Genomic DNA, 12,470 nt, shown 5'->3' on the forward strand with positions numbered 1-12,470 from the left:
GGCTATTGCACTGGGTGATGCACCTCCAGAAATGTAAGCGTCCGATTCAACACATCCGAACGTGCGTACGTGGACTGCAGGAAATGATCCTCGCCTTCCATCTCCACAAAGGTGAAGTTCGGGCGGTTTCCGGTAGCTTCGCGCATCCGCGTGAACTGCCGGAAGGGCACGCGCGTGTCTTCGCGGCCATGCATGATCAGGATCGGCGCCGACATTGCCCCGGCCTGACGGACCGGCATGATGGCCGCGCGGCTGGCATCGTCTGAAAACCGGCCTGACCCGAGCATCAATTCATAGTCATTGTAAGCATCGCTGTCGGGTGTGTATTCCGACAGGCGCAGGATCGGATCCGTCACTCCGTTCACCGAGATAGCACATTTCACCCGTCCGGAATCCCGCGCGGCCACCATCAGGGCCGAATAACCGCCATAGCTGCCGCCAGCGATGCAATAACCGTCCGGCTTGGCAATGCCCTGCGCGATGGCCCATGCCGCACCGTCGATCACGTCGTCGACCATCTTGCCGCCATACTCGCCATATCCGGCGAAGCGATGCTCCGAAGTCGAACCGGTCGAGCCGCGATAGTTCGGGCGCAATACGGCATAGCCTGCCTCGGCATAGGCGCCGGACCACCAGTCGAACTCGGCCGTGTCATGGGCTACCGGGCCGCCATGCGGCAGGACGACCAGCGGAAACGGGCCATCATCCAACGTCTTGCCGGGCGGCAGGGTGACGAAACCCTGAATGGTGCGGCCATCGCGGGCCTCATACGAAATCGAAACGACATTTCCAACAGGGCGGTTCACCAGATGTGATCCGGCGCTGCCGATGCTCCCCATCGTGCCGGCGGCAGAGTCATAGACGAAATAGTCTGCCGGCCGCCCGGCCTCCGCCAGGGCGACAGAGACTTTCTTGCGGTCGGCCGTCCAGGAAGTGATCGTAACATGTTTGCCCGGCATGGCCGCCTCGATGGCGGACTGCGCAGCATCCAGTTCCGGCACGAGGAAAACCTGCTCATCCCATTCCCCACCATATTCGACCCCAACCAATGTGCCCGTATAGGGATCGATGATCGTCGCGGCGGCCCCGGCCCGCTTGTCTCCGATCATGACGGGAGACATCGATCCGTCGCGCAGCGACATGTAATTCAGGCCGCGATTCTCACCCCTGTCGATCCAGACGATCAGGTCTCCAACGCTTTCTTCGAGCGCGATCAGGCGCAGATTACGAACATTCACATCATCTTCGAAGTAAATTTCATCCCGCCCGCGATAAACGGTCGACGTCCCGAGATTGATGTCGCGACGCAAACGGGCAACCTCTCGACCATACTGGTCGAAAACGACCTGATCTGTGTGTTTGGGGAACGTTTCAGCTTTCCGGGTCTTTCCGTTCTTCAGATTGACCGCAAATGTACGGGGCATCCAGCCCTTGTTGGATTTCGTCGGCATGATCGTACCCGAAGTCGCGCCACTATCGTAAATCCATCCCATGATAAGGACCTTGCCCTCATCCTGGGGCAGCAGAGACACGATGTTCGACGTGTCCACCATGCCCCGCGTGTCGTTCATGAGTACGGTGGATTCGCCAGAGTTCACATCATACGAAACGGCCCGCCACGCCTCGAATTCCTGCATTCCGCTCTGAGTCTGCAGGCGCTCGAACATGCCGAAACGAAAGATCAGGCGCGCTTCATCTACCCAGAAAAAGTCTTTCAGGCGATACGTGGAGTCGAGGCCGATCAGAGCAGACTCCGTGGCCCCGGTCAGGTCAAACACACACAGCGACGGCAAGCCCTGCGGGGCGCATTCAATGGCCAGTTTCGTGCCTTGAGGAGAAAGCTGCGGCTCAGCAATTCCGTCCGCACGACCATAGAGTTCCGCGATCTCGTTCATGTCCGCGCGCGCCGTCTGGCACGCGGCCGCCAGTGTCACCCCGAGCGCGGTCAATATCATTTTCAAATGCAAGATGGCCTCCCTGAGTGACAGAAAGGCCATCATAAAATTCTCGGTCGATCAACCTTCAGTTCAGGGCTGCAGCACCTTTGGCGAACCCGTTCGGGACGCCATTGATGGACAGCTGGTCGCCTTCGACCCCAATCTCGATGGTCTCGCCATCATGGATGCGGCCTTCCAGCAGGAGGCGGGCCAGAGGATCCTGCAATTCCTTCTGGATGACACGCTTGAGTGGCCTTGCCCCATAGACCGGGTCATAGCCCCGCGCGGCCAGCCAGTTGCGAGCATCGAGGCTCAACTGCAGCGTCATCTTCCGATCCTTCAGCAGCGCTTCCAGGCGCTCCATCTGGATATCGACAATATGGTCGATCTCGCCGCGGCCCAGCCGCTTGAAGAAGACGATCTCGTCGATCCGGTTGATGAATTCGGGTCGGAAATGCATGCGGATAGCGCCCATGACGGACTCTTTGGCTGCCTCCGACACCTCTCCCTCTTCGCCGCTCGCCAGCGCGTCTGCGCCGAGGTTCGACGTCATGATGATGATCGTGTTCTTGAAGTCGACCGTACGGCCCTGACCATCGGTCAGGCGCCCATCATCGAGGACCTGCAATAACGTATTGAAAAGGTCCGGATGGGCTTTTTCGACCTCATCGAACAAGATCACCTGGTAGGGCCTGCGCCGCACTGACTCCGTCAGCACACCCCCTTCATCATGACCGACATAGCCCGGAGGCGCTCCAATCAAACGGGCGACGGAATGCTTCTCGGAGAATTCCGACATGTCGAGCCGAAGGATCGCGGTATCATCGTCAAACATGAACTCGGCCAGTGCCTTGGTCAGCTCTGTCTTGCCGACGCCCGTCGGGCCGACGAACAGGAAAGAGCCGATTGGGCGGTTCGGATCCTGCAGGCCTGCACGCGCACGGCGAACAGCATTGGAGACGGCCTCCAGCGCAGCATCCTGACCCACGACCCGCTTGCGCAAATCGTCTTCCATCTTGAGCAGCTTCTCGCGCTCGCCCTCCATCATCTTGTCGACGGGAATGCCTGTCCACTTCGAGACCACGGCAGCAATATGCTCTGGGCGGACGACTTCGGAGACGAGTCCACCGTCTCCCTGATCATCCTCGCTGCCTTCGACTTCGGCAATGAGCTTTTCCAGCTGCGGGATTGTCGCGAACTTCAACTCAGACGCCTTGGTCAGGTCGCCTTGGCGCTGGGCTTCCGCCATGTCGGCATAGGCCCGGTCGAGCTGTTCTTTCGCGGAGGCAGCGCCCTTCAACTTGTTCTTCTCGGCGGACCATGTCGCCGTCAGCTCATCAGACTTTGTCTGCAGATCCGTAATCTCGCTCTCGATTGTCTTGAGGCGATCCACCGAAGCAGCATCCTTTTCTTTCTTCAGAGCCTCGGCCTCGATCCGCAATTGCAGGAGGCGGCGATCGATCTCGTCGAGTTCTTCGGGCTTGGAATCGACCTGCATGCGCAAACGCGCAGAGGCTTCGTCCATAAGGTCGATGGCCTTGTCCGGCAGGAACCGGTCAGTGATATACCGGTTCGACAAATTGGCGGCAGAAACAATCGCGGCGTCCGACACGCGGATACCATGGTGCGCCTCGTAGCGACCCTTCAGGCCACGGAGAATCGAGATTGTATCGGCAACGGTTGGCTCATCCACGAAAACGGCCATGAACCGTCGTGCGAGGGCGGGGTCACCTTCAACATGTTTGCGATACTCGTCCAAAGTCGTCGCACCGATACAGTGCAGTTCGCCACGCGCCAAGGCAGGCTTGAGGAGGTTTGAGGCGTCCATTGCGCCATCACCCTTGCCCGCACCAACCAGCGTGTGCATCTCGTCAATGAACAGGACAACGCCCCCTTCCGCCTGCTGAACTTCATTCAGCACGGCCTTCAGGCGTTCCTCGAATTCACCGCGGAACTTTGCCCCCGCAATCAGTGCGCCCATGTCGAGCGCAAGCAGGCGTTTGCCTTTCAGGCTTTCTGGTACGTCGCCATTAACAATGCGCAGCGCGAGTCCTTCGGCGATTGCCGTTTTACCCACACCGGGCTCACCAATCAGGACTGGGTTGTTCTTCGAGCGGCGAGACAGGACCTGGATCGCACGGCGGATTTCTTCGTCGCGCCCGATAACCGGGTCGAGCTTGCCTTCCCGCGCATCCTTGGTCAGATCGCGGGCGTATTTTTTCAGGGCTTCATAGCCTTCTTCGGCATTTTCACTGTCAGCGGTGCGACCCTGACGGAGTTCGGCAATGGCACCTTCGAGGCCAGACGAGGTCACGCCCGCATTGGCCAGCACGTCAGAAGCCGGATCACCCCTCAGACTGGCGATTGCCAGCAACAGGCGTTCAACGGTGACAAAACTGTCGCCAGCTTTCTTTGCGTCCGCTTCGGCAGTCTGGAACAGCTGGGCCCCTGCCTGCTCGAGACGCAGGCCAGAGCTTGCGCCTTGCACCTTGGGCAGTTTGCCAAGCGCCGTGTCTATGCCTTGCGCAACCAGTTCCGGACGACCCCCGCTTGCACGGATCAGGTTCACCGCGAGCTGGTCGCGGTCTTCCAGCATGGTCTTCAGGACATGGGCAGGCGTCAGAACCTGATGGCCATTCGCCAAGGCAGCGGTCTGTGCACCCTGAATGATCGCGCGAGCGCGCTCTGTGTATTGTTCAATATTCATCTACATCCCCTTTGAAAGGCAGATCATGGAAGTTGGTGGACAATGGCCCCGCTCAGCGGCAGCCGGTATCCGGTTCTTTCCTGATGTGGGAAGCCTTGATGGGTTTGCAACCGCCCGCACCGTCACGATACGCGCAAGAAAAAGCCCGGCCTGCAAGATGCAGCCGGGCGCTTCAAATCGGTTTGACGACTTGCAATCAGTCGGTGGTTTCGGCGGAAGCCTCTTCGGGCTGGGCACCATCATCCCCCTTCGGCGCAGCTTTACGACGACCACGGGAGACGGTTTTCAGCACTCCATCGGTTTCAGCTTCTGGCGCATCATCGGCCTTTTCGCGCTTGGCGTAAGGCTTGCGGCGACTGCGCGGACGGGGCTTGTCAGCCTTGTCATCGCCATCATCGGACTTGTCTGAATTTTCCGACGCGTCGTCCTGGTTGGATTTCGCATCGCTGGATGAGTCAGAGTCCTGATCGGAACGGTCATCCTCGTTGCGGTTCTTGTTGCGCGATTCGACTTCGGCTTCCTGCTTGGACGAATTGTCGTCATCGGCATTGCTGTTGTCATTGTTGTCATTGCTATCGCGATCATCGCGGCGATTGTCGCGATTCTGATTGCGATTCTGCTGGGAGCGCTCTTTCGCTTCCGCCTGCTTGGCCACGATGCGCTGATAGTGTTCGGCAAACTGGTAATACGCCTCAGACAGGATCCGGTCGCCACTGGTCTGGGCGTCACGGGCATATTGTTGGTATTTGTCCAGAACCTGCTGTGCAGAGCCACGAATCTTCACATCCGGACCGACGCTTTCATAGTGACGATTCGGATTGTTGTGGCTGTTCTGGTTGTTACCGCCTGAGCGACGATTGCGCCCGCGTGAACGTTTCATGCAGATCTTCCCGTTTCATGCGCCTGATCAGTTTTCAGGCAATTCCCAGCGCAATTGGCCTTCTGGATAAAGTGGCCCCAGCCCTTGATTTGCGCGAGTCTTGTGAGGGGGACATGCAATTACACCGTGTGTGGTCGCCGTCTCACGAGAATCTTCTAGCGCGACTTTCCCAATACGCCAAGAAGAAATGTAAGTATTACACAACAGGGTGTTGCGCGGCAATGGCCCGGTCATTTCCGCCTAGATCCTTCAGACAGGTGATGGCTTCAAATCCGGCCGTTTCCAGCAAGGCGCCGACGGATAGTCTCTGGTCATACCCGATCTCGAATACGAGCCAGCCGCCGGGCTTCATCCGACCCGCTGCAAGGCCAACGATTTCCCGATAGGCATTCAGGCCATCCGGGCCGCCATCAAGCGCTGCCGTCGGATCATGGTCACGAACTTCAGGCATGAGGCCTGCCATTTCCGCGCTGACAATATAGGGCGGATTGGAAATGATCAGGTCCGCTGCACCCCATTTCTGCCAATCGGACCATGGGCCGTTATGGATCGATGCGCGATCCGAAAGGCCGAGCCGGGACAGGTTTTCCTCCGCCAGTTCCGCTGCATCCTGGCTTGCCTCGACGCCCTCCCCGGTCGCCAGCGGTCGATTTGCGAGGATTGCGGACAACAGGCACCCACTCCCCGTTCCAAGATCAGCAATGAAGACAGGTGCATTGTCAGGGATGCGCGCAAGGGCCGCCTCAACCAAAATTTCGCTGTCCGGGCGTGGAATCAATGCGCGCCCATCGCTCAGGAATTCAAGACCGAAAAATTCCGTCGAGCCAATGATGTGTTGCAGAGGCTCGCGGGCGGCACGGCGCAAAATACTGTTGGAATATGCAGAATTGATTTCATCTGAAACATTGCCTCCCCCTCGCGCTATAAGGTCTGAGGACTGACAGCCAGCCGCATGGGCCAGCAACCACCGCGCTTCAAGCCGCGATGTATCAATGCCGGCTTTGCGCAACTGCGCCGCGCCTTCTGCCAGTAAAGTGTCATATGTCTTCGCAGGCAGCTTAGTTCGCCTCCATCGCGGCCAGCTTGCGCGCCCGGTCTTCCGTAATCAGCGCTTCGACAACATCGTTCAGCTTGTCGCCCGTGATGATCTTGTCGAGCGAATACAGTGTCAGGCCAATACGGTGATCCGTGACCCGGTTTTCCGGGTAATTATAGGTCCGCACCTTCTGGCTGCGGTCGCCCGTGCCGATCTGGCTGGCGCGCGCCTCGGCGCGTTCAGCATCGCGCTCGGAGCGCTCTTTCTCGTAGAGGCGAATCTTCAGCTGTTCCATCGCCTTCTCGCGGTTCACGTGTTGGGACTTTTCCGAACTCGTCACCATGATACCGGTCGCAAGATGGGTGATACGCACCGCGGAGTCCGTTGTATTGACGTGCTGGCCGCCCGCACCGGAAGACCGCATTGTGTCGATACGGATGTCTTCGGGTTTGACTTCGATCTCGACATTCTCGGGCGCTGGCAAAACAGCCACAGTCGCGGCCGACGTATGAATGCGTCCCTGCGTTTCGGTCGCTGGCACACGCTGGACGCGGTGCACACCGCTTTCCCACTTCATGTGACCGAACACGCCGTCGCCAGCAATATTGGCGACGATTTCCTTATAGCCGCCGGCATCGCCTTCGGACGCGTCGACCACTTCGACTTTCCATCCCATCGTCTGCGCGTAGCGTGTGTACATGCGGTAGAGGTCGCCTGCGAACAGGGCGGCCTCGTCCCCGCCCGTTCCGGCGCGAACCTCCAGCACGATATTGGCCGCGTCATCGACATCCTTCGGCAATAGCAGGACCTGCATCTCCTGCTCCAGGTCCGGCAGGCGGTCCTTGATGTCCTCGATTTCCATCTGAGCCAGTTCAGCCATTTCGGCATCGCCAGAGGATGCCAGTGCCTGCGCCTCCTCCAGGCCCTTGCGCGCTGTCATCACTTCCCGCGCCTTGTCGACCACGGGTTTCAGTTCGGAATGCTCCTTGGACAGGGCGATGATTTCATCGGTTTCGGTCGTCGCGCCCATGCGCGCCTCGACCTGTTCGAAACGATCAACAACCTGCTGGAGCCGGGAAAGGGAAAGAGTAGCCATCCGCGCCCTTTAGAGCGCTTTTGGCCACCTGATAAGTCCCTTCGGCTGTGATTGCCTAAGTCAGAGGAGGATGCGGATCACTTCCTTACCGGCCAGCACGATCAGCGTGATCGAGGCGAGCGCGAAACACGTAAACCGCAAAACCACTTTCGGCGACAGGATCTGGACGAAGGAATGCAGAACGCGCAGGCCGACATAAATCCAGGCAATCAGCGTCGCGAGATGGTCCCCACCACCGGTCAAGGCCGCAAAGAACATCAGGGCATAGAAAATGGTCGGCTGTTCATGGAGGTGATTGTAATTGTCCGCCACAGACCGGACATTCGCCGGCAGTTTATCGCCATAGGTGCCTGGATGACGGGCGTCGTCCGGGTTTATATGAGCCTTCTGCATAGCGGGGATACGCGTCGCGTACATCCACAACCAGAGGATCAGCGTCCATACGATAAGCGCAAGAACAGGATGGAGAAATTCGACATTGATTGGCATTTTGGCCTCCCACAGCTTTTTTAATTGAGGGGAGCTTAGGCACTATTCTGCAGCATGAACAGCACTTTGCGTCCGAGAGGCTTCAGGAAACTGTGCGTGAACGAAAGCAATGAACGTGTCGATGTCTTCCGATACAATGCTGTGCCCGCCCGGCCTCAGCCACCACGCAATCCCCGCCTCTGGAACGAAATCCTGCTTCATGCCGCCCGCTGGCAATCCCGGCTCACCCGCCGCTTCATAAACGTCTGAAGCCGAAAGGGCTGCGCGAAAGGAGGAATTCGGATCGGACCAGACATCGCGGCGTCCATTGCCCAGCAAGACCGGGGTTGGCGCCAACAGGCCCAGCAATTGGTGCTGATCCACCGGCAATTCGTCCAGCCGATCCAGCCAATCCTGTATTTCAGGCGCCAGCCAGTGCGGGTAGGATTCTGCCATACGCTTCAATCCTTCACCTGTTTCCGAACGCGAGAGCGATGCGCCAGCGAACCCGGCCTGGTGCGCAATGACCCCGTCAGTCCGCCGGTCCCAGGCGCCCGCGATCAGCGCAGCCTTGCCGAACCGCGAATGCCCGAACAGCACTATCGCGTCGGAATCGATCGCTTCGCGTCCCTCCAACGCGTCCATAGCGGCCGAATACCCGTAGGCCCAAGCCATCAACGTGCTGGTTGGATTGATCGGCCCGCCCAGATTGGCCATCACGCCCGGCGCTTCAGTGCGGCGATCCGGCACAAAATCCGACCCATAGAAACTCGCATAGGCAATGCCCGAATCCATGAAGCGGTCGAGCGGCACTTTGGCGATATATGTGCCGAAGATCTGGGTCGCGATGAAGCCGAATGTACCCTCCATCTCGCTGCCCTCGCAGATCGTTCCGTCGGTCGCGGTGACCGGGTAACCGGGAAAGGCCGCGCAGTTGGAAGAAAAGGTCTGGCTGATCACAAGCGGGAATGGCCCATCCCCGGCGGGAGTGGCTACAGCCAACCAGAATTGGCTCGCACCCTCACCTTCACCGATCGTGACAGGTATCTCTTCAAGCCGTCCTTTTCCGCCAAGCAAATTGGCATCGACCAGACGTGGCTCACCCCATTCGATCGGCAGTCCTTCCGGCCATGGCCCGTAGAGAACGTCCTCAAAGCCCTGCATAACGTCTGATCGGTAAGCTGGCTCATTTACAATCGCCGCCACATTAAGTTCAGGCTGGGGCACAGGCTTGTCGGCCGTCTCCAGGCTCGCATAATTCAGGCCCAGCATGGTGCAGCTGCTCATGATCAGCGCGGTCACAAAAATGAGCAACAAGAGCGGCACGCGGACAAGAAACCAGACAAGGGCACGAAACACGTTGAGCATGGACCTCTCCGAGAAAAATGTTCCGGCACCCTAGCGGCATTTATCCGGCCGCCTACCCCCTCACGGAAAAGTGGTCAGGCCACCCGTTCCGGCTCGAACTGGGCGCGATACCGCCGCGAGCCCGGTACCTCGTCGCCCGTGTCCAGCCGCAGGGTCACATCCCCTTCGCCGGTAGGCTCAATTGCCTGCACATGGTCCAGGTTGACGATGTGTGAGCGGTGCACCCGCACATGCCGTCCGCCAGCAGCATCCAACAGACGTGACAGCTCTGTCAGCGTCAGGCGCGCCAGATAGGATTTGCCCTTGGTGACAACTTCGACGTAATTGCCCGCCGCCTTGGCCCAGATCACATCCGGGGCATTCACGAAATAGGAACGCCCACCGGATTTCAGTGTCAGCCGATGCAAATCAGTTGCGTCGCGTTGCGCCACCCGGGAATCAAGTGCGCGTTGCTCGACCAGTCGGTTCATCCAGAAGATCGCAGCGATCAGCGAATAGCTCAGCACATCCTTGCGGTATTCGTAGAGCCAGACCGAAACATTCGAGAGCCCGAAATCATACGGAATGCCGAACACAATCGGCGTGAGCAGTTTCCTCAGGGCCACCATGGCCAGGATATGTACGACCGAGAACAGTATTGTCGCCGCTGCATGCACCAGCAGATTGGTGCGCCACTGCCCCGCCGAGAGTGGGAACCGGCTGAGCATGAAAGTGATAAAGGGCGTCAATGCCAGGATCACGCCATGCGACGTCGCCTGGCTCAGCCATGGCAGGTTTGGGTACGGATCCCCAACCCGATTCAGCAAATGCTGATCTGACAAGGACTCCACGAGAAATGACGCGAACAAGAAGCATCCGAAATAGATCCACGTCTTCCGGTCTGCGCGACGGTCAGCTTCGATCTCGGGATGCAGCTTGCGAGGTTCCATGACCCGCTTCCTGCCACAAGCCCGGCCAAGTCCGGAATAGAAATCTCAGGATTTCGTCCCTGAATACCGCCGCCCACCCCTCTGGCGGGTCATTCGTCCCCTGCATCCACCGAACATCCCAATCCGCGTGACCTGACGACAGGCGCGCGAGAGGCTGGCGTCAAATCCACAGGAGAAACCCATGCCCAACGCTCCCGCCTTCCCGCGCCGATACGATCTAGACTGGCTGCGCATTATCGCGTTTGGCCTGCTCATTCTCTACCATTCCGGCATGTTCTACGTGACTTGGGGCTGGCACGTGAAAAGCGTGCATGCAGGCCCTGAGGCCGAATGGGCGATGATGTTGCTGAACCCGTGGCGCCTCGCGCTGCTTTTCTTCATCTCCGGCGTGGCGCTACGCTTTGCAGCCGACAAGCTGGGCGGCTCGAAACTGGCCCGGGAACGCGTCGTACGTCTGGGCCTGCCCATCCTGTTCGGCATGGCGGTCGTGGTCGCGCCGCAAAGCTGGCTGCAGCTGGTCGAATCCGGGGAGTTTTCAGGCAGTTTCTTAGCCTTCTGGCCTCAATACCTTGATTTCGGGTCGGATTTTTCGATCACAACCCCCACCTGGAACCATCTCTGGTACATTGTGTACCTGCTCGTCTACACGCTGATGCTGGCGCCATTTGCGGGTCGGATCGCACGCTTCATGGGCGGCACAGGTGCGCAGATTACAAAGCGTCTGTTTGGCGGAAAATGGGGGCCAGCCGCGGCGCTTGTCCTGCCCGTACTGCCCCACATACTCTACCGCATTACCCTCGATCCCTATTTCAAAACTACCCACGACCTCACCTGGGACTGGGCCAATCACGCCCACAGCCTGACCTTGCTGATGATTGGTTTCCTGCTGGCCAAGGACGTCCATTTCTGGAGCGCAATCCGCCGCGTCTTGCCCTTTGCGGTCGGTCTGATGGTCGGTCTCGGCGCAGGCCTGTCTGTCCTCTGGGAAAACTGGGAAATGCTCAGCGAGGGCGGAGACTGGGACTGGATCATCTGGCCAGCCCGCATTGCGCGCCTCGCCTATGCCTGGATCACCATCGCAGCCCTGCTCGGTCTCGCCGAACGCTACCTCAACCGGCCCAGCCGCGCGCTGACCTACATGACCGAGGCGATCTTCCCCTGGTACATCCTGCACCAGACGCTGACCGTCATGCTCGGCTACTGGCTGACCCGGCAGGACCTGCCTGTCGGGATCGAAGCGCCGCTTGTCATCGGCGGCACATTTGCCGGATGTGCCCTGTTGCACGAATTGGCCATCCGCCGCGTCGGCTTTCTGCGGCCACTATTCGGGCTGAAGCCCGCCAGCGCGTCGCCCGTCTCTAGAAAGGCGAGCGCGGCAGCGACAGTTTGAAAATGATCGCCAGCGCGCGGATCATGAAGGCTGCGAGGAGGCCGCCTCCAAAGGCAAAGGTCTCCTCGACGGCACTCAACTTGAGCAGGAAATAGACGAGCGACCCCATCAGGGCGGCTGTTGCGTAAATATCCTTCTTGAGCAGCAGCGGCTCTTCATTGGCGACGACATCACGGAGCAAGCCGCCTGCACTTGCCGTCATCGTGCCCATGATCAGCACGACCGGCCAGCCAAAGCCAAGCGACATGGCCTTCGCCGCGCCGGTCACCGCGAACAGCGCCATGCCGAACGCATCGGCCCAACGCAGGGGCCGGAAATTCTCAAGCCAGCGATGAAAGAAGAAGGCGGTGAAGCCTCCTGCGACCGCAAGCCCGAGGGTCTGCGTGTCCTCCAGCCAGAAGACTGGTTGGGACAGGATCAGGTCGCGCAGCGTGCCGCCGCCAATCGCAGGCAGGAAAGCCAGCACAATGACGCCGAACATGTCCATTTGCTTGCGCACGGCGACAATGCCGCCAGAGATCGCAAAGACGAACACGCCGATCCGATCGGCAAACAGGAGAAGAAGGTCAGGGGTCATTAAGCGATTAAGTCGGCTTTGGCCGCCGGATCAATGGCCGCGATGACATGATGGTGGGAGTCGCCATCAGACCGCGGGCCAT

10 protein-coding genes are annotated in these 12,470 nt (G+C 59.2%); 1 reads left to right on the plus strand and 9 read right to left on the minus strand.

The window, feature by feature from the left end; all coding sequences use genetic code 11:
• Positions 1 to 2: 2 nt before the first annotated feature.
• The 8 genes from B2P82_RS03050 to B2P82_RS03085 form a co-directional block, all read right to left on the minus strand.
• Positions 3 to 1,967: an alpha/beta hydrolase family protein gene (locus tag B2P82_RS03050; protein WP_290495064.1), complete on the minus strand. Its 1,965-nt coding sequence runs from the start codon at positions 1,965 to 1,967 to the stop codon at positions 3 to 5.
• 55 nt (positions 1,968 to 2,022) lie between these two features.
• Positions 2,023 to 4,644 carry an ATP-dependent chaperone ClpB gene (gene clpB, locus B2P82_RS03055; protein ID WP_290495066.1) on the minus strand — a complete coding sequence of 874 codons (2,622 nt, stop codon included), beginning with the start codon at positions 4,642 to 4,644 and terminating at the stop codon, positions 2,023 to 2,025.
• A gap of 196 nt (positions 4,645 to 4,840) precedes the next feature.
• A complete protein-coding gene (locus B2P82_RS03060; RefSeq protein ID WP_206992438.1) occupies positions 4,841 to 5,524 on the minus strand; it encodes a DUF4167 domain-containing protein in 684 nt (227 codons plus the stop codon).
• Between the two features lie 196 nt (positions 5,525 to 5,720).
• Positions 5,721 to 6,581 carry a peptide chain release factor N(5)-glutamine methyltransferase gene (prmC, locus tag B2P82_RS03065; protein ID WP_339797644.1) on the minus strand — a complete coding sequence of 287 codons (861 nt, stop codon included), beginning with the start codon at positions 6,579 to 6,581 and terminating at the stop codon, positions 5,721 to 5,723.
• Position 6,582: 1 nt separating this feature from the next.
• A complete protein-coding gene (prfA, locus tag B2P82_RS03070; protein WP_206992436.1) occupies positions 6,583 to 7,656 on the minus strand; it encodes a peptide chain release factor 1 in 1,074 nt (357 codons plus the stop codon).
• A gap of 60 nt (positions 7,657 to 7,716) precedes the next feature.
• Complete coding sequence (locus tag B2P82_RS03075) at positions 7,717 to 8,145, minus strand: MAPEG family protein (RefSeq protein ID WP_290478544.1); 429 nt, start codon at positions 8,143 to 8,145, stop codon at positions 7,717 to 7,719.
• A 42-nt stretch (positions 8,146 to 8,187) separates the two neighbouring features.
• Positions 8,188 to 9,492, minus strand: a complete 1,305-nt coding sequence (locus B2P82_RS03080; protein WP_290495069.1) for a glucuronyl esterase domain-containing protein — start codon at positions 9,490 to 9,492, stop codon at positions 8,188 to 8,190.
• A 74-nt stretch (positions 9,493 to 9,566) separates the two neighbouring features.
• A complete protein-coding gene (locus B2P82_RS03085; protein ID WP_290495071.1) occupies positions 9,567 to 10,421 on the minus strand; it encodes a LytR/AlgR family response regulator transcription factor in 855 nt (284 codons plus the stop codon).
• 181 nt (positions 10,422 to 10,602) lie between these two features.
• Here B2P82_RS03085 and B2P82_RS03090 point away from each other — a divergent pair, with 181 nt between their 5' ends.
• The gene (locus B2P82_RS03090) at positions 10,603 to 11,811 is read left to right on the plus strand and encodes an acyltransferase family protein (RefSeq protein WP_290495073.1); all 1,209 of its coding nucleotides are present in this window, start codon (positions 10,603 to 10,605) and stop codon (positions 11,809 to 11,811) included.
• On the opposite strand, the gene B2P82_RS03095 is transcribed toward B2P82_RS03090, so the two are convergent.
• Positions 11,780 to 12,388 (minus strand): trimeric intracellular cation channel family protein, encoded by a 609-nt coding sequence (locus B2P82_RS03095; RefSeq protein ID WP_206992431.1) that lies wholly within the window; start codon positions 12,386 to 12,388, stop codon positions 11,780 to 11,782. The two genes, B2P82_RS03090 and B2P82_RS03095, sit on opposite strands and share 32 nt — an antisense overlap.
• Positions 12,389 to 12,470 lie beyond the last annotated feature (82 nt).

The sequence above is a fragment of the Hyphomonas sp. UBA4494 genome, assembly GCF_002388935.1.
Classification (GTDB): Bacteria; Pseudomonadota; Alphaproteobacteria; order Caulobacterales; family Hyphomonadaceae; genus Hyphomonas.